Here is a 26,100-nt window from a genome sequence, read left to right on the forward strand (position 1 = left end):
GGGGTCAGCCTCCCGGGCGCACCGTCAGGTCGTTGACCTCCGCGTCGCGCGGCAGGTCCAGGGCCATGACGATGGTCGTGGCGACCGACTCCGGGTCGATCCACCGCGAGGCGTCGTACTCCTTGCCCTCCTGCTGGTGGACCTTGGCCTGCATGGGGCTGGCCGTGCGGCCGGGGTAGACCGAGGTGACGCGGACCCCGCCCGCGTGCTCCTCGTGGCGCAGGGAGTCGGCGAGCGCCTTCAGGCCGTGCTTGGAGGCGGCGTACGCGGACCAGTCGGCGTGGGCGTTGAGGCCGGCGCCGGAGTTGACGAAGAGCACGTGGCCGCGGGAGGCGCGCAGTTGGGGCAGGAAGTGGCGGGTCAGCTCGGCGGGGGCGATCAGGTTGACGTTGAGCTGGTGGCGCCAGGTCTTCGGGGTGAGCTCGCCGACCGGGCCGAGGTCGACGACGCCGGCGATGTGCAGCAGCGAGTCCACGCGGTCCGGCAGCGACTGGTGGGAGAAGGCCCAGGAGAGCCGGTCCGGGTCGGCGAGGTCTCCGACCAGGGTTCCCGCCCCGGGGAACTCGGCCGCCAGCTCCTTCGCACGGCCCGCGTCGCGCGCGTGCAGCACCAGCTCGTCCCCGCGCGCGTGCAGGCGGCGGGCCACGGCCGCGCCGATGCCGGAGCCGGCTCCGGTGATCACATGAGTAGCCATGCCCGCCATGCTCGCATCACGGCGGGGTCACTCGACGCCCCGGCACCGTCCGCGCTGCTCGCATCGGCATCGGCCTACTCGATGCCCCGGCTCTCCTCCAGGTACGCCATCGCACCCACCGGCTCCTCGGCGAAGAACACCAGGTCGGTGAGCGGCCGGGGCAGGAAGCCCTCGGTGTCCATGCGGCGGAACTGCTCCTTCAGGCCGTCGTAGAAGCCCGCGGTGTTGAGCAGGACCACCGGCTTGTCGGTGTGCCCGTGCTTCTTCAGCTCCAGGATCTCGGTCGCCTCGTCGAGCGTGCCCGTGCCGCCGACCATGATCACCACGGCGTCGGCCCGCTCCAGGAGCAGCCTCTTGCGCTCGGCGAGGTCCTTGGCGACGACCATCTCGTCGACGCCCGGGCGGGCCTTGGCCGCGAGGAACTGCACGGAGACGCCGGCCAGCCGGCCTCCCGCCTCCTGCACCCCGTCGGCGACCACCTTCATGAGGCCGACGTCGGAGCCGCCCCAGACGAGCGTGTGGCCGCCCTTGCCCAGCAGCGTGGCGAACTCCCGCGCCGGGCGGGTGTAGCGCTCGTCGAGGTCGGCGGCGGACAGGAAGACACAGATGTTCATGCACCCACCGTACGGGCCCGGTCCCGCGTGGCGGTGACCCGCATTTTGGACTGCCGGTGCGGCAGGCGCTCCCAGTCGTCCATGAACCGGGCGTCCAGGCCGTGCTTCGCGGCGAGGTCGGTGAGAGTGCGGGTGCGGTAGTAGAAGTCCTCGTGCAGGACCTGGTGCTCCTCCCCCTCGGTCCGGTCGAAGGTGAAGTCGAAGAACCCGCCGGGCGCGAGGATCCGGCCGACGTGGGCGAAGCACTCCTCGATGACGTGCAGCGGCGAGTGCGAGAAGACGCTGTGCGCGTGCACGACGTCGAAGTGGGCGTCCGGCAGGAAGGCGAAGGTGAGATCGCCGGCGAGCGCCAGGTACGGCAGTTTTGGCTGGAGCTTTTCGGCCACGAGGGTGTCCTGGGCGGCGAGCAGGATGTGCGGCGAGATGTCGATGCCGTAGTAGTGCCCGGTGTCGAGGTGGTCGATGAACAGGCGCCCGGCGCGCAGGTTGCCGCAGCCGATCTCCAACATCCGGTGGTGCGGCCGCAGGCCGTGGCCCACCAGGTAGTCGAACTGCATGCGGCCGATCCGCGCCCACTGTTCGCGTGAGGGGTTGTGCCCCACCGCCGCCTCGGTGCTGCGGGCCGCGTCCGAGGCCATGACGGCCCGGTAGTAGGAGATGTGGTCGGGGTGGCGCAGCCGCAGCCAGGCGTCCCGCACCGCGCGCCGGGCGTGCGCGGGCACCCGCTCCGGGTGGCGCACGGCGTACCGGACCTGGTGGAGCAGGCGGGAGCGGTTTCCGGCCGGTTCCTTGGCGCGCATCGGGGGCCTCCTGCGGCGAGGGAAGAACTCCGCTTCAGCCTGCGCTGTACCGGTGGAGTCGGCTACCCGAGGAGGGGCGATCGTGACCCGAGGACATCGCATCACCATCGAGCGCAGCGACGGGCACGTGCGCGTGGTGCACGGCGGGCAGGTGCTGGCCGAGAGCGACCGGTCGCTGGTGCTGCGCGAGACGGGCTGTCCCGAGCGGTACTACATCCCGCCCGAGGACGTGCGCCTGGACCTGCTGACACCGTCCGGCACACAGACGTACTGCCCGTTCAAGGGCACCGCCTCCTACTGGTCGCTGCCGGACGCGGCGGACCTCGTCTGGGCGTATCCGGACCCCAAGCCGGACGTCGCCGAGATCAGGGACCACCTGTGCTTCTACGAAGTGGAAGTGTTCTGATCGGCTGACGCGCCGCTCGCCTCACCGATGAACACCGCGCCGTGCGGCAGTCTGCATGAGCATGGACAAGAAGATCCTTTCGCGTGACGGCACCCGCATCGCCTACGAGAGCACCGGACGCGGCCCCGCGGTCGTCCTGGTGAGTGGCGCGATGTCGACGGGCGGCACTCTGGCGCCGCTGGCCGTGTCGCTCTCGGAGCGTTTCCGGGCCGTGGTGTACGACCGCCGGGGCCGCGGCGCAAGCGGTGACATCACGCCGTACGCCGTGGAGCGTGAGGTCGAGGACCTGGCCGCGGTGATCGAGGCGGTGGGCGGCGAGGCGCTGCTGTACGGCATCTCCTCGGGCGGGGCCCTGGCGCTTCAGGCGGCGGCCGGCGGCCTGCCGGTGCGGCGCGTGGCCGTCTACGAGACGCCGTTCGCGATGTCGGAGGAGGGCGCCAGGGAGCGTGCCGAGTACACCGGGCGGCTGAGGGAGGCGCTCGGCGAGGGGCGGCGCGGGGACGCGGTCGAACTGTTCCTGCGGCTGACGGGGCTGGCCGAGGGCATGATCCAGGGCGCCCGCCAGTCCCCCATGTGGGCCGGGATGGAGGCGATGGCCGCGAGCCTCGCCTACGACGACGCGGTGATGGGCGACGGCACCGTCCCCCGCTCCCGGCTGGGTTCGGTCGGCGTCCCCGTCCTGGCGGTGGCCGGCGACGCGAGCCCCGGGTGGCTGCGCGAGGCGGCCCGGGCGATCGCGGAATCGGTTCCCGAGGGCACGTACCGCGCGCTCCAGGGGCAGACCCACATGGTCGAGCCGAACGTCCTGGCGCCGGTGCTCACGGAGTTCTTCAGCCGGGACTGAGAGGGCGGCAGTACGGGGGCACGCGCGCGTGGAGCACGCCCCGGTTCCCACGGCGGGCTCGCTCCAAGGACGCTCCCGGTTCCCACGGCGGGCTCGCTCCAAGGACGCTCCCGGTTCCCGCGGCGGGATGCCCGGAGCACGCCCCGGGCCCCGCGAGCCGGATCAGGCCACGCCCGCCCTCGCCCGGACCGTCGACGCGATGGTCGCCGAGCCCACCACGCGCGTGCCGTCGTACAGCACGATCGCCTGGCCGGGCGCGACACCGCGGACGGGCTCGGTGAAGGTGACCGTCAGGGAGCCGTCCACGACTTCGGCGCTCACCTCGGTCTCGCCGCCGTGGGCGCGCAGCTGGGCCGTGTAGGTGCCGGGGCCGACGGGGGCGGCGCCGCACCAGCGGGGCTTGACGGCGGTGAGGGCGCCGACGTCCAGGGCGGACGCCGGGCCGACGGTCACGGTGTTGTCGACCGGCGAGATGTCCAGGACGTAGCGCGGCTTGCCGTCGGCGGCGGGGGTGCCGATGCGCAGGCCCTTGCGCTGGCCGATGGTGAAGCCGTACGCGCCCTCGTGGGTGCCGATCTTGGTGCCGGACTCGTCGACGATGTCACCCTCGGAGCGGCCGAGCCGGTTCGCGAGGAAGCCCTGGGTGTCGCCGTCGGCGATGAAGCAGATGTCGTGCGAGTCGGGCTTCTTGGCCACGGCCAAGCCCCTGCGCTCGGCCTCCGCGCGGATCTCGTCCTTGGTGGTGAGGGTGTCGCCGAGCGGGAACATCGCGTGGGCGAGCTGCCGGTCGTCCAGCACGCCGAGGACGTAGGACTGGTCCTTGGCCATGTCGGAGGCGCGGTGCAGCTCGCGGGTGCCGTCCTCGCGGACGATCACCTGGGCGTAGTGGCCCGTGCAGACCGCGTCGAAGCCCAGGGCGAGCGCCTTGTCGAGCAGGGCGGCGAACTTGATCTTCTCGTTGCAGCGCAGGCACGGGTTGGGGGTGCGGCCGGCCTCGTACTCGGCGACGAAGTCCTCGACGACGTCCTCGCGGAAGCGGTCGGCGAGGTCCCACACGTAGAACGGGATGCCGATGACGTCCGCGGCACGGCGGGCGTCGCGGGAGTCTTCGATGGTGCAGCAGCCGCGCGCGCCCGTACGGAAGGATTGGGGGTTGGCGGAGAGCGCGAGGTGGACGCCGGTCACGTCGTGGCCCGCTTCGGCCGCGCGGGCGGCGGCGACGGCGGAGTCGACTCCGCCGGACATGGCGGCCAGGACGCGGAGGGGGCGGGGGCGCTGCGGGGTCTCAGTCATAACCCTTCCAGGGTACGGGGGCGCGGGAACCAGGACCGCCGGGTATCCGTTGACGATCACATGGGACAGCGGAAGGCTTCGAGCGACGGCGACCGGAAGGTCGGCCGCCGCGCGCTGCTGATCGGCGGCACGGTGGCCGCGGCGGGCTCCGCCGTGCTCGCCCGGGACGAGCTGGCGCGTCTGTGGTGGCGGACTCCGGGCGTCGAGAAGCCGCGCAAGGAGGGCGAGGTCGACTACGCGGGCGCGCGCTGGGTCGCGGCGTCGGAGGCGAACTGGCGCCGTGCGGACCGGCCCGACGACTACGGCATAGACATGGTGGTCGTCCATGTCACGCAGGGCAGCTTCGACAGCGCGGTGAAGGCCTTCCAGGATCCGGGCCACAGGGCGGCCGCGCACTACATCGTCCGGCAGGACGGGCATGTGGCGCAGATGATCCGCGAGCTGGACGTGGCCTACCACGCGGGCAACCGCGACTACAACGAACGCAGTGTCGGCATCGAGCACGAGGGTTTCGTGGACCGCCCGCAGGACTTCACGGACGAGATGTACGAGGCCTCGGCCCGGCTCACGGCCCGGATCTGTGCCCGCTACGACATACCCGTCGACCGGGAGCACATCATCGGCCACGTGGAGGTCCCGGGCACGGACCACACGGACCCGGGGCGGCACTGGGACTGGGAGAGGTACATGCGCCTGGTACGCCGGGCGCGGACGAGCCCGGCCTGACGCCAGGGCCGTTCGCAGCCGGCGCTGTGCCAGGGCCCGGGTCGGCAGGCGCCGCCCGCGCGATCGGCCCCGGGCCGAAGGCCCTACGTCAGCCCCGCCGCCCTGGCCCGTTCCACCGCCGGGCCGATGGCCTTCGCCAGGGCCTCGACATCGGCCTCGGTGGAGGTGTGGCCGAGGGAGAAACGCAGGGTGCCGCGGGCCAGGTCGGGGTCGGTGCCGGTGGCGAGGAGGACGTGGCTGGGCTGGGCGACCCCGGCGGTGCAGGCGGAGCCGGTGGAGCACTCGATGCCCTGGGCGTCGAGCAGGAGCAGCAGGGAGTCGCCCTCGCAGCCGGGGAAGGTGAAGTGCGCGTTGGCGGGGAGGCGGCCCTGCGGATCCGGGTCGCCGCCGAGGATCGCGTCCGGCACGGCCGAGCGGACCGCGGCGACGAGGCTGTCGCGCAGGGCGCCGATCTCATGGGCGAACCACTCGCGCTGCTCGGCGGCGAGCCGTGCGGCGACGGCGAAGGAGGCGACGGCGGGCACGTCGAGGGTGCCGGAGCGCACATGCCGCTCCTGACCGCCGCCGTGCAGGACGGGCACGGGGGTGTGTTCGCGGCCGAGGATCAGCGCGCCGATGCCGTAGGGGCCGCCGATCTTGTGGCCCGAGACCGTCATCGCGGCGAGGCCCGAGGCGGCGAAGTCGACGGGGATCTGACCGAAGGCCTGGACGGCGTCCGAGTGCAGCGGGACCCCGAACTCGGCTGCTGCGTCGGCCAGTTCACGGACGGGCAGGATCGTCCCGATCTCGTTGTTCGCCCACATGACGGTGGCGAGGGCCACGTCGTCGGGATTGCGGGCGATCGCCTCGCGCAGGGCGTCGGGGTGGACGCGGCCGTGGCGGTCGACCGGCAGGTACTCGACGGTGGCGCCTTCGTGTTCGCCGAGCCAGTGCACGGCGTCGAGGACCGCGTGGTGCTCGACGGGGCTGGCGAGGACGCGGGTGCGGGCCGGGTCGGCGTCGCGGCGTGACCAGTAAAGGCCCTTGACGGCGAGGTTGTCGGCCTCCGTGCCGCCCGAGGTGAAGACGACCTCGCTGGGGCGGGCGCCGAGGGCTTCGGCGAGGGTCTCGCGGGCCTCCTCGACGGTGCGGCGGGCCTGCCTGCCGGATGCGTGGAGGGAGGACGCGTTGCCGGTGGCACCCAGCTGGGCGGTGAGCGCCTCTGCCGCCTCCGGGAGCATCGGGGTGGTCGCGGCGTGGTCGAGGTAAGCCATGGTGAGCCCGATTCTACGGCTCCCCTTCGTCCGGCCTCAGAGCAAGGCTGGCCGATCGTGAACCGCTTTCCGGCGCGGCGACGGCCCGTCGTCCCCGGGCCCGGCCGCGGCGTACCGGCGGACGGTTGTCCGACGGCGGCTCAGAAGCTCCACGAGATGGTGCTGTCGAACTCCATGAAGGACGCGAGGACGAGCAGGTCGGCGACGCCCAGGCCCAGACCCAGCAACGCGCGGCCGCGGCGCTCGGTGCCGCGCCACAGGGCGACACTCGCCAGCACGATGGCGATCGGGCCGAGGAAGAGGTTGAGCACGAGCAGGCCGAGCAGGCCGAGGATGAAGGACGCGACGGCCATGCCGTCGGTGTCACGGATACCGGTGCGGCGCGAGGCCGGGGCGGTGAGCTGCATGATGATCGACTCCCGAAGTCGGATGGAAGGGCTGGTGGGCGGTGTCAGTGGGCCTGCGTGTGGCGCCGGCGGCCGCGCTCGCGGAGCGCGAAGATGCCGAGCCAGACGGCGATGACGGCGCCGACGGCGACGGAGAAGGTGAGCGGCGCGTGGGCCACGGTGCCCAGGACGACGCCCAGCAGCAGGAGTGCGGCGACGATGAACAGCACGGGAAACAACCCCCAGGGTTTCGGTGAACGGTTGTGGTTACAGTTGTTCACTGACTTCCCAGCCTAACGCCTCCCATGACTTTCCAATTCCAGAGAACAGTTGTTAACTGCATGGTATGAGTCACACCCTCGGCATCCGGCAGGCCCAGAAGCAGAAGACCCGGCAGGCACTCCTCGACGCGGCCCTCGGGCTGCTCGAGGAGCAGAGCCTGAGCAGCCTGGGACTGCGCGAGGTCACCCGCGCCGTCGGTGTCGCCCCGACCGCCTTCTACCGGCACTTCCGCTCCACGGCGGATCTGGGCGTGGCCCTGGTCGAGGAGGCGCTGGGGAGCCTGCACCCGATGATCCGGACGACGGTGTCCACGACGGGCGACCGCGAGGAACGCGTGGTGCGCACCATCGACTTGATCGCCCGTCACGTCGACGGGTACCCCGCCCATGTCCGTTTCATCGCTCGTGAACGACATGGCGGAGTTCAACCGGTTCGGGAGGCGATAAGGGGCCAACTGACCCGGTTCGCCCAGGAGGTCAAGGACGAACTGGCCAAGGACCCGGTCTCGGAGGGCTGGAGCGAGGACGACCTGCTGATGCTCGCGCACCTCTACGTCGACCAGATGCTGAGCACGGCGTCACTGTTCCTGGAGGCCCTGGAAGGGCCGGAGGAGGAACGCCCGGCCCGGACCCGGGAGGTCGCGCAGCTGGCGACCCGCCAGATGCGGCTGATCGGCCTCGGCCGCCACCACTGGCTGGACTGACACCCTCGGCCGCCGTCACCGGCTCGATCGACGCCCTCGGCCGCCGCCACTGGCTGGATCGACACCTCGTTCGCCGGATCGACGCCCTCGTGACAGCACACAGGGGCGGCGCTCCCGTTCGCCGGACGCGCCGCCCCTGTCGCACCCCCGGGCGGACCCGGGCCTACGCCTACTGCTCCTTCTGCGACTGCTGGGGCTGCTGCCCCTGCCCCTGACCGCCCGCGGCCTGACCGTAGCCGCCCGGGCCGCCGCAGCCGCCGCCCTGGCCCCCACCGGGACCGCCCTGGCCGCCCCGGCCGCCATCCGGCGCACCACTGGGCATCCCCGAAGGAGCCCCGGACGGCACGCCCGTGGGCTTGGCACCGGCGGAGGCGGCACCCGAGGGAGCTCCGGAGGGTGCGCCGGACGGAGCACCGGAAGGGGCGCCCGAGGCCGCCCCCGACGGCGCCTGGCAGGCCTGCTGCTGCCCGGCCCCGCCGCCGCTGTTCGAGGACGACGCGGAGTCACCCGACCCGCAGGCCGCCAGGGCCAGGGGCGAGAGCGCCAGCAGGGCCACGGCAGGGAGGAGACGCGCACGCTTCATGAAAGACAGCTCCAGGGAGGGTGAGGAAATCCTTGAGCCGTGAACTCAACCAACCCTGCCTGGGCCCCCCTTTGGGCCGCCCTGTGACCTGCCTGTCAACGAGGCGAAGTTCAGCCCAGCCGGACCCGCGCCAGCTGCCGGGACTGCGCGACCAGCCGGTCCGCGCTGTCCCACACCTCGGCGTCCTCCTCCAGGAAGCCGCCGGCGAGGTTGCGTGTGGTGATCGACACCCGCAGCGGGCCCGGCGCCGGGCGGCACCGGACGTGCACGGTCAGCTCGACGGTCGGCACCCAGCCCTTCAGTCCGAGCTCGAACGCGGTGGGCGGCAAGGCGTCGACCGCGAGCAGCAGGGAGAGCGGGTCGTGATCGCGCCCGTCCTTGAGTCCGAACCAGGCCCGCATCTCACCCTTGCCGGAGGGCTGCCCGAGCGCCCAGCCGAGGGTGGACGGGTCGAGCTTGAGCATCAGGCGCTCGGTGATCGCCGAGCTGCCGTCGACGGGGGCGGGCCCGTCCTCCGGGCCGAAGCAGTGCTCCAGCGGCGGGATCGCGGGCGGCCGGGCCGTGGTGCGGACGTCGTCGGGCAGGGTGTCCAGGTCGCCGTAGGAGGCGAGGACCCGGATGCGTTCGACCTCGCGGCCCTCGTCGTCGTACTGGAAGAGGGAGGCCTGGCCGGTCGACAGGGTACGGCCGGTGCGGACGACGTCCGTGCGGACGACCGCGGGGCCGGGCTGGGACGCCGTCAGGTAGTGCGCCGAGATCGTGAAGGGATCGGCGTGCGGCAGGGTGTCGGCGAGGGCGCGGCCCAGGACGGCCAGCAGGTAGCCGCCGTTGACGGCGCTGATGATCGTCCAGCCGGCGGAGAGGTCGATGTCGTAGACGCCCGGCGCGCGGCGGGTGAGCGCGGTGTCGCGGTCGAACTCGCTGTCGCCGATCGTGGCCCGGGCGGCCGGGGCGGTGGCTGCTTCTGGCATGGCTGAACAGTACAAGAACTAGCTACTAAGCGGTAGCTTTCTGTCGGCGATCCGGGTCGTACGCCTCCCGTGTCGACCGGGGTCACGCCTTGGTGAGACACGGGCAATTCTTCGGTAAGTGTCGGACTCGTCCGTAAACCCGCGTTCGCCTTCCCTCCTCTGTAGGGGCATGAGCCTCACCGGAACACCGTTCCTCTGCACGCTGGTCGTCCTGTCCGTCGCCGCCCTGGTGCTGCCGCTGGTCCTCTGGTCACGCATCCGCGGGCACCGGACCCTGCGTCTCGCGGCCCGGGCGCTGATGCTGCTGTTCGCGCAGGGGACGGCCGTGGCGCTGGTCTTCACCCTGGTCAACAACGCCGACAACCTGTACGACAACTGGGCCGACCTGCTCGGCACCGGCGACCACGTGGAGCAGGCGGCCGATCTGGGCGCCGACGGCACCGGCGGCATCGCCCTCACGCGGCTGCCCAAGGTGCGCCAGACCTTCGAGCCCGCCACCGGACCCGGGATGGGCGCGGCCGGCGGCGTGCGGGTGACCCAGCTCGCGGGCCGGGTGTCGGGGGTGAACGCCGAGGTCTACGTCTGGCTGCCGCCGCAGTACGGCGAACCGGCCTACCGGCACCACCGGTTCCCGGTCGTGGAACTGCTGCCCGGCTACCCCGGCTCGGCGAAGGCGTGGTTCGGCTCGCTCTACGCGCACGAGCAGCTGGAGCCGCTGATGCGCGACGGCCGGGTGGCCCCGTTCATCCTGGTCGCGCCCCGCACCAACCTGCTGGCCGCCGTGGACACCGGCTGCGCCAACGTCCCGGGCACGGTCAACGCCGACACCTGGCTGAGCGTCGACGTACCCAGGATGGTCATGGACAACTTCCGCGCCCGGCCCGCGCCGCAGGGCTGGGCCGTCGCCGGCTACTCGGCCGGGGCGCACTGCGCGACCAGGCTCGCCGTCGCCCATCCCGACCGCTACCGGGCCGCCGTCAGCATGTCCGGCTACAACGACCCGAGCGGCGAACGCGACTCGCTCACCGCGCAGAGCCCAGCCCTGCGCTCCGAGAACAACCCGCTCCTGATGCTGCGCAGGTCGACCGTCCCGCCGCGGATCGCGCTGTACCTCTCCGGCCAGCCGCACGACGGCTACGAGGACGCCGTGGCCATGCAGCGGGCCGCGAAGGCCCCGACGACCGTGCACGTCGTGTACATCCCGAAGAGCGCGGGCGGCCACAACATGGCGCTGTGGCGGCCGCAGGTGGTCCCGGCGTTCCGCTGGCTGACCCAGCAGATGGGCATCGGCCGGGTCACGGCAGGACGGGCTGCTCCTCCTCGCTCACCGTCGACCGCCGGTGCCACGCCCGCGGAGCTCGCCAGTGGTACCGCATCGCGAGCAGGCGCAGTACGAAGGCGGTGATCACCGCGACACCGCTGGTCACCGGGTTCAGGGCGTCGTAGCGGATGCACAGGGCGGCCAGGGCGGAACCGACGATCGCCGGTACCGCGTACAGGTCGCGGTCCCAGCGCAGCAGGGAGGGAACCTCGTTGGCGAGGACGTCGCGCAGCACACCGCCGCCCACGGCGGTGGTCAGCCCCAGACCGGCGGAGGCGGTCAGGCCGAGCCCGTACTCGTACGCCTTGATCGTGCCGGCGACGCAGAACAGGCCGAGGCCGGCCGCGTCGAAGACGTTCACCGCGATCTGGATGCGCTCCACCTGGGGGTGCAGGAAGAAGACGAGGAGAGTGGCGAGCAGCGGGGTGAGGAAGTACCCCAGGTCCGTGAAGGCGGCCGGCGGTACGGCCCCGATGACCAGGTCGCGGAAGAGCCCTCCGCCCAGCGCGGTGACCTCGGCGAGGACGGCCATGCCGAACACGTCGAAGTTCTTGCGCACGGCCAGCAGGGCGCCGGAGATCGCGAAGACGAAGATGCCGATCAGGTCGAGCGTGTGCTGGACGGACGGGCTGAAGAGTTGCTGGAGCACGCGGACATCTTGCCCTGCGGCCGGGCGACGCCTCCTACCGGAGGCAGGTCCTCCGTTCCGACCGGGGAGCTACTGCTGATCCGGTTGAAGCCCGGGGAACGCCGCAGGGCCGGCAGGAGTGTCTGCCGGCCCTGCGGTCGTCGTGGTCGCGGCGCCGCGACAGGCTGGAGAGCCGAGAGCTCAGGCCTTGTCGCCGGTGGCGTCGCCCTTCTCGGCAGAGGAGGTGCCGCCCTCGGAAGGAGCCTCGGCCACGGCCGCGGACGTCTGCGCGGACTCCTCCAGCACCTCGTCCGGAACGAGCTCCGCGGCCTCCTTCGCCGCCGTGAGCAGCACGGTGTCCTGCGGGGCCTGGTCCTCGAAGTTCTCCGGGTGATGACAGGCGACCCGCTGGCCGGGCGTGAGCTCGACGAGCACCGGTTCGGTCGTCTTGCAGATCTCCGTGGCCTTCCAGCACCGGGTGTGGAAGCGGCAGCCGCTCGGCGGCGAGATCGGCGACGGCACGTCGCCCTTGAGCAGGATCCGCTCGCTCTTGGCGTTCTTCCGCCTCGGGTCCGGGATCGGCACCGCCGACATCAGCGCCTTGGTGTACGGGTGCATCGGCGTCTTGTAGAGCAGGTCCCGGTCGGCCAACTCGACGATCTTGCCGAGGTACATCACCGCGATACGGTCCGAGACGTGCCGGACGACCGACAGGTCGTGCGCGATGATCACATACGTCAGACCGAGCTCCTGCTGGAGGTCGTCGAGCAGGTTGACGACCTGGGCCTGGATCGACACGTCGAGCGCGGAGACCGGTTCGTCGGCCACGACCAGCTTCGGATTGAGCGCGAGCGCGCGGGCGATGCCGATGCGCTGGCGCTGACCGCCGGAGAACTCGTGCGGGTAGCGGTTGTAGTGCTCGGGGTTGAGGCCCACGACCTCGAGCAGCCGCTGCACCTCCTTCTTGATGCCGCCCTCGGGCGTGACTCCCTGGAGCTTGAAGGGGGCTCCGACGATCGTGCCGATGGTGTGGCGCGGGTTCAGCGAGGAGTACGGGTCCTGGAAGATCATCTGCACGTCCCGGCGGAGCGGACGCATGCCGCCGACACCGAGGTGCGTGATGTCCTGACCCTCGAACTCGACCTTTCCCGCGGTGGGTTCGAGCAACCGCGTGATCAACCGGCCCATCGTCGACTTGCCGCAGCCCGACTCGCCCACGACGCCGAGGGTTTCACCGGCCCTGACCTCGAAATCTATGCCGTCGACCGCGCGCACCGCACCGGCCTGCCGCTGAAGCAGCCCCTTGCGGATCGGGAAGTGCTTCTGCAGCCCGGTCACCTTCAGCAGGACGTCGCCCGGGGCCGCGTCCTTGGTGAGGGTGGCCGCGCCGGACGCGTTCGCCTCGGTGCCGTCGCTCTCGGCGGGAGTGGTCACAACGGTGTCCTTGGAGTTCTCGCTCACAGCTTCGGCGCAATCTCTTCGATCCAGATCCGCTCCCGCTGCTCCCTGCTCATGTGGCAGGCGGCCCAGTGCCGGCTGCCGGCTTCGGTCAGCTCGGGGCGGACCGTGCGGGTGAGGTTGTCCTTGGGAACGTCGGCGTACGGGCAGCGCGGGTTGAAGGCGCAGCCGGACGGGACGTTGATCAGGGAGGGCGGGGAGCCCTTGACCGGGATGAGGCGCTCCTGCTGCTCACGGTCCAGGCGCGGCATCGAGCCGAGCAGACCCCAGGTGTAGGGGTGGCGGGGCTCGTAGAACACCTGCTCGGCCGGGCCCCGTTCGACGCAGCGGCCGCCGTACATCACGAGGAGATCGTCGGCGAGCTCGGCGACGACCCCCAGGTCGTGGGTGATGATGATGACCGCGGAGCCGAACTCCTTCTGCAGGTCCCGGATCAGGTCGAGGATCTGCGCCTGGACGGTCACGTCGAGGGCGGTCGTCGGCTCGTCCGCGATGAGCAGCTCGGGGTTGTTGACGAGCGACATCGCGATCATCGCCCGCTGGCGCATCCCGCCGGAGAACTCGTGCGGGTAGCTGTCGACGCGCTTGTCCGGCTGCGGGATCCCCACACGGTCGAGCATCTCGACCGCCCGGCGGCGCGCGACCTTCTTGCTGACGTCGTTGTGGATCCGGTACGCCTCCACGATCTGCTGGCCGATCGTGTAGTACGGGTGCAGCGCGGACAGCGGGTCCTGGAAGATCATCGCCATCTGACGACCGCGCAGCTTGCGCACGTGGTCGGGGTCGGCGGACAGCAGCTCGGTGCCGTCCAGCCAGATCTCGCCCGAGAGCCGCGCCTTGCGCTTGCCGTACTGGCCGGCGGTGTGCAGACCCATGATGCCCAGCGAGGTCACCGACTTGCCGGAGCCCGACTCGCCCACGATGCCGAGGGTCTTGCCCTTCTCCAGCTGGAAGCTGAGCCCGTCGACGGACTTGACCAGGCCGTCATCGGTCGGGAAGTGCACCTTCAGGTCGCGCACTTCCAGGAAGGCGGTCGGTGCCTTGGCGTCACTCGTGGGCTCGCCCACGGCTGCTCCGGTCTTGTTGAGTTCGGTCATGCGAGCCTCACTCGGGGGTCGATCACGGCGTACAGGACGTCCACCACGAGGTTGGCGATGAGCACCGCGACGGAGGTGATCAGGGTGACGCCCAGGATGATGGGCAGGTCCTGGTTCTTGATCGCGTTGAGCACGGCCTGGCCCAGGCCGGGCAGGCTGAACGTGGTCTCGGTCAGGATGGCGCCGCCGATCAGGGCGCCGAGGTCCATGCCGAGCATGGTCAGGATGGGTGTCATCGTCGAGCGCATGGCGTGCTTGCGGATGACGACCTGTTCGCGCATGCCCTTGGCACGGGCGGTACGGATGTAGTCCTCGCCGAGGATCTCCAGCATGGTGGCGCGGGTGATGCGGGCGTACATCGCGGCGTACAGGAACGCCAGGGTGACCCACGGGAGGATCATGCCGCCGAGCCAGCCGGTGAAGCTCTCCTCGATGGGCACGTACTCGGCGTTGATCCAGCCCAGCCCGTAGGAGAAGATCGCCAGGCTGAGCAGGCCGGTGAAGTAGATGGGGAGGGAGACACCCGCGAGGGCGATCACCATCGCACCGCGGTCCCACATGCTGCCCCGCTTGAGCGCGGAGAGGACACCCGCCGCAACACCGAACAGCAGCCACAGCACGGCCGCGCCGAGCGCGAGTCCCAGGGTCACCGGGAATCGGTCGGTCAGTACCGGCCAGATGGCCTGTTCACTGCGGAATGAGTAGCCGAAGCACGGTGCGGCGCAGTGGGTGACGTCGCCGCCGGCCGCGTAGGTGCGGCCCGCGAAGATGCCTTTGAAGAACTCCCAGACCTGGACGAAGATCGGGTCGCCCAGACCCAGCTTCTGGCGCACGGCCTCGACGGCCGCCGGGTCGGCCTGCTTGCCCACGAAGCTGGCGGCGATGTCGACACCCGCCCACTTGGGGACGAGGAAGAAGATGCCGAAGACCACCATGATGATGACCGCGAGCATCACTACGGCGGCGAACAGCCGCCTGATCAGGTAAGCGAGCACAGATCTCGGCCCGCTGCGGACCTCGGGCCACCGGAGGTCTTCCGGTGGCCCTGGGTCACGCCGCGCCGGCCTTCACCTGCCTTTCGTGCCGTACGGCGGGTGTGCCGGTTACTTCGCGGACTTCAGGCCGAGGTTGACGAAGTCGTACATGCCGCTGTACGCGTCCGTCGTGTAGACGTTGGCCAGACGGCTGGAACGCCAGTTGATGAACTTCTCGAAGACGAAGGGCAGATAGTAGCCGCCCTCCATGACCTTGTGGTTGATCTCCGTGGCGATCTTGGTCTTGCCCGCGTCGTCCAGCGTGGTGACGTACTTGTCGAACAGACCGTCGATGGCCTTGTCCTTGATCATGGCGAAGTTGTTGTTGCCGCTCTCAAGGATGTAGCTGCTGTCCCACAGCGGCAGACCGTAGCCCTGCACGGACGGGAAGTCCGGGCCCCAGCCCATGATGATGATGCCGTAGCCCTTCTTCTTCACGTTCGAGGGGCTGCCGATGATGCCGGTGCTCTGCGAGCCGTCGTACTGGTCGATGTCGGCGGTGATGCCGACCTTCTTCAGCGAGGCCTGGAGGGACTCGGCCGTGGCCACCTCGGACGGCTTGTTGTTGCGCACCGCGATGGTGGTCTTGAAGCCGTTCGGCTTGCCGCAGGCCTTCAGGGCTTCCTTGGCCTTGGCCGCGTTGCCCTTCTTGTTGGCACCCGCGAGCTCGTACGGGTCGTACTTCTGGCCCTCGGCGCCCGGGACGGCCGGCGGCAGCATGTTGGTGCCGATGTCACCACCGGCGACGGGGCCACCGCGGGCGGTCTGCAGCGACACGTGGTCGGCGCCGTAGATCACGGCCTTGCGGCACTCGATGTTGTCGAACGGCTTCACGGTCTGCGGGAAGACCGCGTAGCGGATGTAGCCGGAGACCGGGTTGTCCAGGTTGCCCTTGTGCTGCTTCAGGGCGGTGGTGCGGCCCTGCGGGGACATACCGGTCTGGTTGATGTCCAGGTCGTAGTCGCCCGCGATCAGGCGCGCGTCCATGTCGTTGGCGTTGGAGAAGAACTTGATGGTGATCTTGTCCGGGTACGCCTTGCGGATCGGGTCCGAGGCCTGCTTCCACTGGGTGTTGCGGACCAGCGTCAGGTCCTTGCCCGGGTTGTACGACTGGAACTTGTACGGGCCCGAGGAGAACGGGTGCAGGCCGTACTTGGACTTGGTGTCCTGGTCCTGGCGGACCGGGGACGCCGAGGTCAGGGCCAGCATCTCCTCGAAGTCGGAGTTGGCCTTCGGCAGCTTGAAGACGATGGTCCGGTCATCGGGCGTCTCGATGGCCTTCAGGCCCAGCTTGTCCGCGGACTTGTCCTTGTAGGGGCCCTGGTACTCGCCCTTGGGGTCGAGCACGTCCTTGAGGTAGACCGGGCCGCCGGACAGCACGTCCTGCGCCCAGACGCGCTCGATGCCGTACTTGATGTCCTTGGAGGTGATCGGCTTGCCGTCCTCCCAGGTCACCCCGTCACGCAGGGTGTACTGGTAGGTCTTGCCGTCGTCCGAGATCTTGGCGAGCCCGGTGGCGAGGTCCGGCGTCAGCTCGGTGCCGGCCTTGCCGGGCTCCGTCTTGCTCGTGACGAGCTGGCGGCTGTAGTAGCGGGAGAAGTTCCACATGAAGCCGTAGTAGCCGCGCGTGGTGTCCCACGAGTCGGCGTCCTGGGCACCCGCGAACTTCAGCGTGCCGCCCTTCTTGGCGAGTGAGGCCTGGGCGACCTTGTTGTTCGCGGCGTCGAAGCCCGCCGCCCCGTCCTTGGAGCCCTCGTCGCCGTTGCCGCCGCCGCACGCCGCCGTGGTCAGCAGTGCGGCGACCACGGCCGCAGCGGCCATGGCCTGCTTGCGCCGCCCTGAGGTGCGTTGGGTAGTCACGATCTCGGATCCTCCGGATTAGATGAGAGACCCCGTGCCAGGTGTCACGGGTCGCTGTTTGTACGGCAGTTCAGCGGGAACCCTTCGGGTCGAGCGCGTCACGCACGCCGTCACCGAAGAGATTGAAGGCAAGGACGGTGATGAAGATCGCCATGCCGGGGACCACCATGTACATGGGGTCCGAGTCGTAGTAGTCGATCGCGCTCGACAGCATCTGCCCCCAGGAGGCCGTGGGGGGCTTGACACCCACACCCAGGAAGCTGAGTGCCGCCTCGGTGAGGATGTTGGTGGGGATCATCATCGTCGTGTACACGATGATGGGCGCGACGAGGTTGGGCAGCAGTTCCTTGAAGAGGATGTAGAACCGCCCGGCGCCGAGCGATCGGGCCGCCTCGACGTACTCCCGCTCGCGCAGCGAGAGCGTCTGGCCGCGTACCACGCGTCCGATGTAGGGCCAGCCGAAGAAGCCGATGACGAGGATCATCACGAACAGGCGCACGCCGGTGCCGGTCAGCCCCAGCATCTCGTTCGGCATGACGGAGACCAGGGCGATGATGAACAGCAGCTGCGGGAAGGCCAGCAGGCCGTCCATCACACGGCTGACGACGGCGTCGACCCAGCCGCCGAAGAAGCCCGCCAGGACACCCAGGACGGTGCCGATCACGACGGCGACGATCGCGGACAGGAAGCCCACGAGGAGTGAGATCCGGGCGCCGTAGATGATGCGGGCGAAGATGTCACGGCCGCTCACCGGCTCGACACCCAGCAGGTGATCACCACTGATGCCGCCCAGCGCTCCCGTGGGGGTGCCGAACAGCGGGTCGATCAGGTCCTCGTGGTGCGACTCGGGGTCCTGGCCCACCAGGCTCGTGATGACCGGTGCGAGGAGGGCGATCGCGATGAGCACGAGCACCATGACGCCACCCGCCAGTGCGAGTTTGTCGCGTTTCAGGCGCTCCCAGGCGATCCGGCCCAGAGAACGGCCCTGTACGGCTTTCACACCGGCGCCGACAACTGCCGCTTCCTCGGCCGCACTCGGAGCCGCTTCCGCGGTCGGCTCGTGCAATGGTGCCGTCATCAGGCAGGGACCCCTCTTCTCAACCGGCGGTGGCCGGCCCGCGCATTCCGCTGTAGCGGCGTGATCAGTCCGTCGTACGCAGGGGCGAAACTCCCCTGGTGCCGGGAGTCTTCAACGCTTCAGCGTTTCGCTGCCAGACTTGACGATGAATGGATGCGCAAACGTGATGCTGTCTGCGGGATTCCGTTATCCGGACAGGGGGCGACGGGGATCGGTCGCAGGCAAACCTGGACATTTGACGCAGGCTAGATGATTTCTCCGCTATCTACGCGCGAAGACGCGCCTCCGTCACACCCGCGGGATGAGGGTGGGCGAAGCTCAGTACCGGCCCTGGGCCGGAGGGTAGCCGTAGCCGGAGGCCGGGGCCTGGACGGGGGCGGTGGCGTGGGCCTCACGGTCGTAGAACGGGCGTGCCTTCTCGCGCAGCCACATCGCGACCGGGTCGTGCTCGTCGGACATGGCGACGGTCGACACGGGCAGCCCGTCCGGCACGGCGCCGAGGGACTGCTGCATCATCGCGCGCACCGAGCCCACGGCCGGCGGCGAGGTGTCGTACACATCCAGTCCGATGGCGAGGTACGGCGCCCCGAGCGCGGGCTGCACCCAGGCGCGGCGCAGCGAGCGGACGGCCGGGGTGCGGTGGGCGTTCTGCGCGAGCAGGGCGTAGAACTGCGGGATCTCGATGGCGGGTTCGGACAGGCGCAGGGGGCCGGCGGGCTGGCGGTCCAGGCCCGTGGCGATCCGGCGCAGGTCGAGCCACGGGATGCCGACACCGCCGCCGGGGGCGTGCGGGTTGAGCCAGAGACCGTAGTGGTCGGGGTAGAGGGCGCGGGCGACGTCGAGTCCGTCGACCACCTCGTACGAGCGGTTCCAGCCGCTGGCGGAGAGCTCCTGGGCGGAGGTCACGCAGGGGGCGTAACCGTGGCCGTCGACGTCCATGTTCCCGTACTGGGCGTCGGGGGAACCGGCCTGGCCGTGCCACAGGAGCATCCAGATCTGGCCGGTGTGCGGGGTCGCGAGTGCGCGCAGGAGTGCCTCGTAGGCGTCGTAACGCCCGGGCGTGACCTGGCGCAGCATGTGCTCGACCTGTCCGGCCGCGGCCGTGCCGCTCGCGCTCACCTTTACCGCCCCTTCGTACAACGCCTCGACGGTGCCCTAGCTTAAGCCCGCCCGGGAGCTCGGTACCTGGTGCCGGTTCGCGGGCGCGGGTCGTGCGTGGCTCGTCGCGCAGTTCCCCGCGCCCCTGAGGTACCTGGCCTACCGTTGGTAGAAGGGCCGGACCCTGCCCCTCATCCACTCCCCCACCGGGTCCTCCGTCACGTCCAGGAGCACCAGGTTGACCGGCCAGGGGGCCGGGACGGCGGTGACGGCACGGGTGAGGGCGTCCAGGGGCAGGGCGCGCAGGTCGCCCTCCCACTGGGAGAGTTCGACGCCGACGAACATCACGGGGTCGGCGGTCTCGATCGCGGCGAGGCAGCGGCGGGCGGTGACGACGACGCCGGTCGCCTCGAACTCGGCGGCCGCGGCGGCGAGGAAGTCCACCGGGTCGTCCTGCCAGTCGGGCTCGAAGAGGCGGACCCGGCCGCCGCTCGCGGGACCGTCCAGCGGGGTCCGGCCGGCCCGGCACAGCTCGGCCACGGCGGGCGGCGGCAGCGGGATGCCCACCACCCCGCCCGGGTTGACGGCTATGCCCGCGTGCGGGGGCAGGCCGCGGGCGAACTCCACGGCGGGCGCGATGGTGTACGACATGTGGGCGCCGACGACCTGGCGGAACTGCTCCTCGGAGCTGAACACCGGCACGAACGCCTGGCCGTCGATCTCGATCCCGGGCAGGTCGAGGGGGCCGCTGTGCGGGCCGCCGCCGTTGGGCAGCGGGATCCACACGAAGCTCCGGCCGAGCACCTCGACGATCCGCCCGCCGGCCGCCGGTCCGGCGCCGAGGGAGGCCGAGAGCACCTCCTCCAGCTCGTTGCCGGGCCAACCGCCGTGCGGGTGGGTCTGCGTCTGCGCCGGGAAGTCCGCGGAGAAGTCCGCCGGGATGTCCATCTGCCTACCGCCTGCCTGGAACCACTGCTGTGGCTCAAAAGGCTAACGGCTGAGGGACGCCGCGCGGCAGGAGGAAGGCCGGCTTGTGGACGACCTCGTCGGATGACGGCTGACGCACGCCGGGCGGCAGCGCGCCGGCCGGCTTGTGGACTCGGCTGACGGCTGACGCACGCCGGGCGGCAGCGCGCCGGCCGGCTTGTGGACGACCTCCTCGGCTGACCGCTGACGCACGCCGGGCAGCAGCGCGCCGGCCGGCTTGTGGACGACCTCCTCGGCTGACGGCTGACGCACGCCGGGCGGCAGCGCGCCGGCCGGCTTGTGGACGACCTCGCGGGCTCAGCCCGTGAAGCCGATTCTGCCCAGGCCGTTCGCCGCGTCCCGGTCGGCCAGGACGGCCGAGGCGCAGCCGGCGGGGAGGTCGCCGCGCTCCACCGCGCGCAGGAGGCGGGTGCTCGCCGCGCGGTGGCGCAGGAACGCGTAGCGCGAGACGCCGCGGCCGCGGTCGCGCTGGCCGGCCAGGGCCTGTTCGGGACTGACGTCGAGCAGGAGGAGGTGCAGGGCGCCGCCGCGGCGGCCGGCCTCGCGGGCGAGCCAGCGGCGGACCCAGGCCTGGGTGCCGCAGTCGTGCACGACGACGCCCTCGCCGGTGCGCAGGGCGCGCCGCAACCCGGCGTAGTGGGAGAGGCGGACGAGCGGGCGGTAGAGCGCGTACGGCAGGGCGCGCGGCATACGGCCGGCCCAGCGGTCGCGGGTGTCCTGGGAGTCGATGCGCCGGCCCGGCACGGTGCGCCGCATCAGCGTGGACTTGCCACTGCCCGGCAGGCCTGTGACCACGACGAGGTCGCGGGGGCCGAACAGCAGTGCGTGCGGGCTCCGGCCGGCACGGTCGCGCAGATCGCGGACGACCGGCGCCGGTGCCGGAGCGCGGACCGCCCGGGCCGATGCGGCCGGCTGCTCGGGCAGCGCGATGCCCGTCGTCGCGTACGCGGTGGTCCTGTTCACCGTGATCGTCCTCCCCTGGGGCCAGGTACGGAGTCCCATCCCCGCCGAGTGTAAAGAGAAGGTAATACCGCAGGCCTCTCATTTACGTGCCCGTCCTGCAACAGGGCTGCTACAGGTCGCTGCGTCCGGCGAGACGGACTCGTGCACTCCCTGTGAAAGGTCCCCCTGCCGCGCCGGAAGGATGCGTGCAATGATGTGCGCGCCAACTGCATACCGGCCGTTTGAATCCGCGCGGGAGAGTCCCCGGCAACAGCAGTCACCGGGGCGCCGAAGGAGCAAGTCCCTCCCTTGAATCTCTCAGGCCCCGTTACCGCGCGGGCGAGGCACATCTGAAAAGCGGGCCGCCCCTCCGTACGGCAGGGGTGGTCCCACCCAAGGTGCAAGTCACGACCCGTGCGGTCATGGCGAACCTCTCAGGTTCCGATGACAGATGGGGAGGAACGACCTCGCCCTCCCCCACGCTCGGCTTCGCTCGCGCGGGAGGGACCCCCATTTGCCCTGGGAGACGACCGACCGTGAGCAGTACAGGAGAACTCCGTCACACCGCGCTCGATGCCCTGCATCGTTCGCTCGGCGCGACGATGACCGACTTCGCCGGCTGGGACATGCCCCTGCGCTACGGCTCCGAGCGCGACGAGCACACCGCCGTGCGCACGAAGGCCGGGCTCTTCGACCTCTCCCACATGGGCGAGATCACCGTCACGGGGCCGCAGGCCGCCGCCCTGCTGGACTTCGCCCTGGTGGGCAACATCGGCGGCGTGAAGCCGGGCCGGGCCCGCTACACCATGATCTGTCGGGCCGACGGCGGCATCCTGGACGACCTGATCGTCTACCGCCTCGGCGAGACCGAATACATGGTCGTCGCCAACGCCTCGAACGCCCAGGTGGTGCTGGACGCGCTGACCGAGCGCGCCGCCGGCTTCGACGCCGAGGTGCGCGACGACCGGGACGCCTACGCGCTGATCGCCGTACAGGGACCGGAGTCGCCCGGGATCCTGAAGTCCCTGACTGACGCCGACCTCGACGGCCTGAAGTACTACGCCGGGCTGCCCGGCACGGTCGCGGGTGTCCCGGCCCTGATCGCCCGGACCGGCTACACCGGCGAGGACGGCTTCGAGCTGTTCGTGAAGCCGGAGCACGCCGTCGAGCTGTGGCAGGCGCTGACCAAGGCCGGCGAGGGCGTGGGCCTGGTCCCGTGCGGGCTGTCCTGCCGCGACACGCTGCGCCTGGAGGCCGGCATGCCGCTGTACGGGCACGAGCTGACCACCTCCCTGACGCCCTTCGACGCCGGGCTCGGCCGGGTGGTGAAGTTCGAGAAGGAGGGCGACTTCGTCGGGCGCGAGGCCCTGCGCGAGGCCGCCGCCCGGGCCGAGTCCCAGCCGCCGCGCGTGCTGGTCGGCCTGGTCGCCGAGGGACGCCGGGTCCCGCGCGCCGGGTACGCGGTCGTCGCCGGCGGCGAGGTGATCGGCGAGGTCACCTCCGGTGCCCCCTCCCCCACCCTCGGCAAGCCGATCGCGATGGCGTACGTCGACGCCGCGCACGCCGCATCCGGCACGACCGGCGTGGGCGTGGACATCCGGGGCAGTCACGAGCCGTACGAGGTCGTGGCGCTGCCGTTCTACAAGCGCCAGAAGTAGACACTGGCCGAGGGGCCGCGGCAGCGACCCCGTGCCCGTCGTCCCAGCTCACCAGCAGTCCCCCTTCCACAGCACTCCCGCGCGTACAGGAGAATCCAGGCCATGAGCAACCCCAACGAGCTGCGCTACAGCAAGGAGCACGAGTGGCTGTCGGCCGCCGAGGACGGCGTGTCGACGGTCGGCATCACGGAGCACGCGGCCAACGCGCTCGGCGATGTCGTGTTCGTCCAGCTTCCCGAGGTGGGTGACACCGTGTCCGCCGGCGAGACCTGCGGCGAGCTGGAGTCGACCAAGTCGGTGTCCGACCTGTACTCCCCCGTCTCCGGTGAGATCACCGAGGTCAACGAGGACGTCGTGAACGACCCGGCGCTGGTGAACTCGGCCCCCTTCGAGGGCGGCTGGCTGTTCAAGGTGCGGGTCACGGACGAGCCGGGCGACCTGCTCTCCGCCGACGAGTACACCGCGTTCTCCGCGGGCTGAGGGAGTCGTATGTCCGTCCTGAACACACCCCTGCACGAGCTCGACCCGGCCGTCGCCGCGGCGGTCGACGCCGAGCTGCACCGCCAGCAGTCCACGCTCGAGATGATCGCCTCGGAGAACTTCGCTCCGGTCGCGGTCATGGAGGCGCAGGGCTCGGTCCTCACCAACAAGTACGCCGAGGGCTACCCGGGCCGCCGCTACTACGGCGGCTGCGAGCACGTCGACGTGGTCGAGCGGATCGCGATCGACCGCGTCAAGGAGCTGTTCGGCGCCGAGCACGCCAACGTTCAGCCGCACTCGGGTGCCCAGGCCAACGCCGCCGCGATGTTCGCGCTGCTCAAGCCGGGCGACACCATCATGGGTCTGAACCTCGCGCACGGCGGGCACCTGACCCACGGCATGAAGATCAACTTCTCCGGCAAGCTCTACGACGTCGTCGCCTACCACGTGGGCGAGGACGGCCGGGTCGACATGACCGAGGTGGAGCGGCTGGCCAAGGAGGCCAGGCCGAAGCTGATCGTCGCCGGCTGGTCGGCGTACCCGCGGCAGTTGGACTTCGCGGAGTTCCGCCGGATCGCGGACGAGGTCGGCGCGTACCTGATGGTCGACATGGCCCACTTCGCCGGGCTGGTCGCGGCCGGGCTGCACCCCAACCCGGTGCCGCACGCGCACGTGGTCACCACCACGACCCACAAGACCCTCGGCGGCCCGCGCGGCGGTGTGATCCTCTCCACGGCCGAACTGGCCAAGAAGATCAACTCCGCCGTCTTCCCCGGTCAGCAGGGCGGCCCGCTGGAGCATGTGATCGCCGCCAAGGCGGTCTCCTTCAAGGTCGCCGCCTCGGAGGACTTCAAGGAGCGTCAGCGCCGTACGCTGGAGGGTGCCCGCATCCTGGCCGAGCGTCTGGTGAAGGACGACGTCCGGGCCGTGGGCGTGGACGTCCTGTCCGGCGGCACGGACGTGCACCTCGTCCTGGTCGACCTGCGCCACTCGGAGCTGGACGGCCGGCAGGCCGAGGACCGCCTCCACGAGGTGGGCATCACCGTCAACCGGAACGCCATCCCGAACGACCCGCGTCCGCCGATGGTGACGTCCGGTCTGCGGATCGGCACACCGGCCCTGGCCACCCGCGGGTTCGGGGCCGAGGACTTCGCGGAGGTCGCGGACGTCATCGCCGAGGCGCTCAAGCCGTCGTACGACACGCAGGCCCTCAAGGCCCGGGTGAAGGCCCTGGCCGACAAGCACCCGCTGTACCCGGGTCTGGACAAGTAAAGAAGAAACCTTTCGGATGCCGTGCCCGCCACAAGCGGGCACGGCACCCAGCCCCTTGGCACCACCCCCGTAGTCAGGAGTTCCCCCCGTGGCCATCTCGGTCTTCGACCTGTTCTCGATCGGCATCGGCCCGTCCAGCTCCCACACCGTCGGCCCGATGCGGGCGGCCCGGATGTTCGCCCGGCGGCTGCGCAACGAGGAGCTGCTGGCCCCGACCGCGAAGGTCCACGCGGAGCTGTACGGCTCGCTCGGCGCGACCGGGCACGGCCACGGCACTCCCAAGGCGGTGCTGCTCGGCCTGGAGGGCGACTCGCCGCGCACGGTCGACGTGTCGAGCGCGGACGAGCGGGTGGAAGCGATCAGGACCGGCGGTCGGCTGAACCTGCTCGGCGAGCACGAGGTCGCGTTCTCCTACGACGACGACATGGTGCTGCACCGCCGCAAGACATTGCCCTACCACGCGAACGGCATGACCCTGTGGGCGTACGACGCCTCGGGCACGGAGCTGCTGACGAAGACGTACTACTCGGTCGGCGGCGGCTTCGTCGTCGACGAGGACGCGGTCGGAGCGGACCGCATCAAACTCGACGACACCGTGCTGAAGTACCCCTTCCGCACAGGTGACGAGCTGCTGCGCCTGACCGAGGAGACCGGCCTGTCCATCTCCGCGCTGATGCTGGAGAACGAGCGGGCCTGGCGCTCCGAGGAGGAGATCCGCGAGGGTCTGCTGGAGATCTGGCAGGTGATGCGGGACTGCGTGGCGCGCGGACTGTCCCAGGAGGGCATCCTGCCGGGCGGTCTCAAGGTGCGCCGCCGGGCCGCGAACACCGCGCGCAAGCTGCGCTCCGAGGGCGAGCCGCTGGCCCTGGCGATGGAGTGGATCACCCTCTACGCCATGGCCGTCAACGAGGAGAACGCCGCCGGCGGCCGGGTCGTGACCGCGCCCACCAACGGCGCCGCCGGCATCATCCCGGCCGTCCTGCACTACTACGTCAACTTCGTGCCCGGGGCCGACGAGGAAGGGGTGGTCCGCTTCCTGCTCGCCGCCGGCGCGATCGGCATGCTCTTCAAGGAGAACGCCTCGATCTCCGGCGCCGAGGTCGGCTGCCAGGGCGAGGTCGGCTCCGCCTGCTCGATGGCCGCGGGCGCCCTCGCCGAGGTCCTCGGCGGCTCGCCCGAGCAGGTCGAGAACGCCGCCGAGATCGGTATGGAGCACAACCTCGGCCTCACCTGCGACCCGGTCGGCGGCCTGGTGCAGATCCCCTGCATCGAACGCAACGGCATGGCGGCGGTCAAGGCCGTCACTGCCGCCCGCATGGCCATGCGCGGCGACGGCTCCCACAAGGTGTCCCTGGACAAGGTCATCAAGACCATGAAGGACACCGGCGCCGACATGTCGGTCAAGTACAAGGAGACGGCCCGGGGCGGGCTGGCGGTGAACATCATCGAGTGCTAGGGACGGGAGACCCACCTGTCAATAACGTCCGTCAGTTTTAGACCTAGGCACTTGCGAGCCCGTCAGCGTTCGCGTCGGACTGCGCTGCGCGATCAGCAGGTCAACTGATCAGAGCTGAGCATGGGCAGGTATCAACCAGCTTGGAGGCGTCGCGCCAGGCCGCGTCACTCCACACC

Annotated in this window: 27 protein-coding genes and 2 riboswitches; of the genes, 9 read left to right on the top strand and 18 right to left on the bottom strand. The window is 70.7% G+C overall.

Annotation, left to right across the window (positions count from 1 at the left end; translation table 11 throughout):
• Positions 1 to 4: 4 nt before the first annotated feature.
• The 3 genes from FDO69_RS21695 to FDO69_RS21705 form a co-directional block, all read right to left on the bottom strand.
• On the bottom strand, positions 5 to 703 hold the full coding sequence (locus FDO69_RS21695) for an SDR family oxidoreductase (protein ID WP_104781514.1): 699 nt from the start codon (positions 701 to 703) through the stop codon (positions 5 to 7).
• A 65-nt stretch (positions 704 to 768) separates the two neighbouring features.
• The gene (locus FDO69_RS21700) at positions 769 to 1,308 is read right to left on the bottom strand and encodes an LOG family protein (protein ID WP_104781515.1); all 540 of its coding nucleotides are present in this window, start codon (positions 1,306 to 1,308) and stop codon (positions 769 to 771) included.
• Complete coding sequence (locus FDO69_RS21705; RefSeq protein WP_104781516.1) at positions 1,305 to 2,108, bottom strand: class I SAM-dependent methyltransferase; 804 nt, start codon at positions 2,106 to 2,108, stop codon at positions 1,305 to 1,307. Before FDO69_RS21705 ends, FDO69_RS21700 begins: the two co-directional genes overlap by 4 nt.
• An 82-nt stretch (positions 2,109 to 2,190) precedes the next feature.
• Between FDO69_RS21705 and FDO69_RS21710 the strand changes: the two genes are divergently transcribed.
• Positions 2,191 to 2,514 (top strand): DUF427 domain-containing protein, encoded by a 324-nt coding sequence (locus FDO69_RS21710; RefSeq protein ID WP_104781517.1) that lies wholly within the window; start codon positions 2,191 to 2,193, stop codon positions 2,512 to 2,514.
• A gap of 61 nt (positions 2,515 to 2,575) precedes the next feature.
• The gene (locus FDO69_RS21715; protein WP_104781518.1) at positions 2,576 to 3,358 is read left to right on the top strand and encodes an alpha/beta fold hydrolase; all 783 of its coding nucleotides are present in this window, start codon (positions 2,576 to 2,578) and stop codon (positions 3,356 to 3,358) included.
• A gap of 162 nt (positions 3,359 to 3,520) precedes the next feature.
• Here FDO69_RS21715 and mnmA read toward each other — a convergent pair whose 3' ends face one another.
• On the bottom strand, positions 3,521 to 4,651 hold the full coding sequence (mnmA, locus tag FDO69_RS21720; protein WP_104781519.1) for a tRNA 2-thiouridine(34) synthase MnmA: 1,131 nt from the start codon (positions 4,649 to 4,651) through the stop codon (positions 3,521 to 3,523).
• A 60-nt stretch (positions 4,652 to 4,711) separates the two neighbouring features.
• Here mnmA and FDO69_RS21725 point away from each other — a divergent pair, with 60 nt between their 5' ends.
• Positions 4,712 to 5,377: an N-acetylmuramoyl-L-alanine amidase gene (locus tag FDO69_RS21725; RefSeq protein WP_104781520.1), complete on the top strand. Its 666-nt coding sequence runs from the start codon at positions 4,712 to 4,714 to the stop codon at positions 5,375 to 5,377.
• 83 nt (positions 5,378 to 5,460) lie between these two features.
• On the opposite strand, the gene FDO69_RS21730 is transcribed toward FDO69_RS21725, so the two are convergent.
• The 3 genes from FDO69_RS21730 to FDO69_RS21740 form a co-directional block, all read right to left on the bottom strand.
• A complete protein-coding gene (locus FDO69_RS21730) occupies positions 5,461 to 6,630 on the bottom strand; it encodes a cysteine desulfurase family protein (RefSeq protein ID WP_104781521.1) in 1,170 nt (389 codons plus the stop codon).
• 140 nt (positions 6,631 to 6,770) lie between these two features.
• Positions 6,771 to 7,037, bottom strand: coding sequence for a DUF4190 domain-containing protein (locus FDO69_RS21735; RefSeq protein WP_104781522.1), 267 nt, complete (start codon positions 7,035 to 7,037; stop codon positions 6,771 to 6,773).
• Positions 7,038 to 7,081: 44 nt separating this feature from the next.
• A complete protein-coding gene (locus FDO69_RS21740; RefSeq protein ID WP_031103608.1) occupies positions 7,082 to 7,246 on the bottom strand; it encodes a hypothetical protein in 165 nt (54 codons plus the stop codon).
• Between the two features lie 116 nt (positions 7,247 to 7,362).
• On the opposite strand from FDO69_RS21740, the gene FDO69_RS21745 reads away from it, so the two are divergent.
• Positions 7,363 to 8,001, top strand: coding sequence for a TetR family transcriptional regulator (locus FDO69_RS21745; RefSeq protein ID WP_104781523.1), 639 nt, complete (start codon positions 7,363 to 7,365; stop codon positions 7,999 to 8,001).
• A gap of 169 nt (positions 8,002 to 8,170) precedes the next feature.
• Here the strand turns inward: FDO69_RS21745 and FDO69_RS21750 are convergent, their stop codons facing one another.
• Together FDO69_RS21750 and FDO69_RS21755 are read right to left on the bottom strand one after the other, a co-directional pair.
• A complete protein-coding gene (locus tag FDO69_RS21750; RefSeq protein ID WP_104781524.1) occupies positions 8,171 to 8,584 on the bottom strand; it encodes a hypothetical protein in 414 nt (137 codons plus the stop codon).
• 110 nt (positions 8,585 to 8,694) lie between these two features.
• A complete protein-coding gene (locus tag FDO69_RS21755; protein WP_104781525.1) occupies positions 8,695 to 9,555 on the bottom strand; it encodes a thioesterase family protein in 861 nt (286 codons plus the stop codon).
• 169 nt (positions 9,556 to 9,724) lie between these two features.
• Between FDO69_RS21755 and FDO69_RS21760 the strand changes: the two genes are divergently transcribed.
• On the top strand, positions 9,725 to 10,960 hold the full coding sequence (locus FDO69_RS21760) for an alpha/beta hydrolase (protein WP_104781526.1): 1,236 nt from the start codon (positions 9,725 to 9,727) through the stop codon (positions 10,958 to 10,960).
• On the opposite strand, the gene FDO69_RS21765 is transcribed toward FDO69_RS21760, so the two are convergent.
• The 9 genes from FDO69_RS21765 to FDO69_RS21805 all read right to left on the bottom strand — a co-directional run bounded on the left by FDO69_RS21765 (position 10,851) and on the right by FDO69_RS21805 (position 21,079).
• Positions 10,851 to 11,525, bottom strand: coding sequence for a trimeric intracellular cation channel family protein (locus FDO69_RS21765; RefSeq protein WP_104781527.1), 675 nt, complete (start codon positions 11,523 to 11,525; stop codon positions 10,851 to 10,853). The genes FDO69_RS21760 and FDO69_RS21765 overlap by 110 nt on opposite strands.
• 180 nt (positions 11,526 to 11,705) lie before the next feature.
• On the bottom strand, positions 11,706 to 12,938 hold the full coding sequence (locus FDO69_RS21770; protein WP_234388025.1) for an ABC transporter ATP-binding protein: 1,233 nt from the start codon (positions 12,936 to 12,938) through the stop codon (positions 11,706 to 11,708).
• A 23-nt stretch (positions 12,939 to 12,961) separates the two neighbouring features.
• Positions 12,962 to 14,059, bottom strand: a complete 1,098-nt coding sequence (locus FDO69_RS21775) for an ABC transporter ATP-binding protein (protein WP_104781528.1) — start codon at positions 14,057 to 14,059, stop codon at positions 12,962 to 12,964.
• A complete protein-coding gene (locus FDO69_RS21780; RefSeq protein WP_104781529.1) occupies positions 14,056 to 15,054 on the bottom strand; it encodes an ABC transporter permease in 999 nt (332 codons plus the stop codon). The genes FDO69_RS21775 and FDO69_RS21780 overlap by 4 nt, the downstream gene beginning before the upstream one ends.
• 108 nt (positions 15,055 to 15,162) lie before the next feature.
• Positions 15,163 to 16,953: an ABC transporter substrate-binding protein gene (locus FDO69_RS21785; RefSeq protein WP_104781530.1), complete on the bottom strand. Its 1,791-nt coding sequence runs from the start codon at positions 16,951 to 16,953 to the stop codon at positions 15,163 to 15,165.
• Positions 16,954 to 17,023: 70 nt separating this feature from the next.
• Positions 17,024 to 18,031 (bottom strand): ABC transporter permease, encoded by a 1,008-nt coding sequence (locus FDO69_RS21790; protein ID WP_104781531.1) that lies wholly within the window; start codon positions 18,029 to 18,031, stop codon positions 17,024 to 17,026.
• A 318-nt stretch (positions 18,032 to 18,349) separates the two neighbouring features.
• Positions 18,350 to 19,150 carry an enhanced serine sensitivity protein SseB C-terminal domain-containing protein gene (locus tag FDO69_RS21795; RefSeq protein WP_104781532.1) on the bottom strand — a complete coding sequence of 267 codons (801 nt, stop codon included), beginning with the start codon at positions 19,148 to 19,150 and terminating at the stop codon, positions 18,350 to 18,352.
• 138 nt (positions 19,151 to 19,288) lie between these two features.
• Complete coding sequence (locus FDO69_RS21800; protein WP_104781533.1) at positions 19,289 to 20,077, bottom strand: enhanced serine sensitivity protein SseB; 789 nt, start codon at positions 20,075 to 20,077, stop codon at positions 19,289 to 19,291.
• 336 nt (positions 20,078 to 20,413) lie between these two features.
• Positions 20,414 to 21,079 (bottom strand): AAA family ATPase, encoded by a 666-nt coding sequence (locus FDO69_RS21805; RefSeq protein ID WP_104781534.1) that lies wholly within the window; start codon positions 21,077 to 21,079, stop codon positions 20,414 to 20,416.
• A 222-nt stretch (positions 21,080 to 21,301) separates the two neighbouring features.
• A riboswitch (glycine riboswitch) is annotated at positions 21,302 to 21,402 on the top strand.
• Positions 21,403 to 21,519, top strand: a riboswitch (glycine riboswitch). It abuts the riboswitch before it with no gap.
• A gap of 75 nt (positions 21,520 to 21,594) precedes the next feature.
• Here FDO69_RS21805 and gcvT point away from each other — a divergent pair.
• From gcvT to FDO69_RS21825, 4 genes are all read left to right on the top strand, one after another.
• The gene (gene gcvT, locus FDO69_RS21810; RefSeq protein ID WP_104781535.1) at positions 21,595 to 22,716 is read left to right on the top strand and encodes a glycine cleavage system aminomethyltransferase GcvT; all 1,122 of its coding nucleotides are present in this window, start codon (positions 21,595 to 21,597) and stop codon (positions 22,714 to 22,716) included.
• 102 nt (positions 22,717 to 22,818) lie between these two features.
• Positions 22,819 to 23,196: a glycine cleavage system protein GcvH gene (gene gcvH / locus FDO69_RS21815; RefSeq protein WP_104781536.1), complete on the top strand. Its 378-nt coding sequence runs from the start codon at positions 22,819 to 22,821 to the stop codon at positions 23,194 to 23,196.
• Between the two features lie 9 nt (positions 23,197 to 23,205).
• Positions 23,206 to 24,468, top strand: a complete 1,263-nt coding sequence (glyA, locus tag FDO69_RS21820; protein WP_104781537.1) for a serine hydroxymethyltransferase — start codon at positions 23,206 to 23,208, stop codon at positions 24,466 to 24,468.
• 88 nt (positions 24,469 to 24,556) lie between these two features.
• Positions 24,557 to 25,924: an L-serine ammonia-lyase gene (locus FDO69_RS21825; RefSeq protein ID WP_104781538.1), complete on the top strand. Its 1,368-nt coding sequence runs from the start codon at positions 24,557 to 24,559 to the stop codon at positions 25,922 to 25,924.
• Positions 25,925 to 26,100: the final 176 nt, after the last annotated feature.

This window comes from Streptomyces tibetensis, from assembly GCF_007655005.1.
Classification (GTDB): domain Bacteria; phylum Actinomycetota; class Actinomycetes; order Streptomycetales; family Streptomycetaceae; genus Streptomyces; species Streptomyces tibetensis.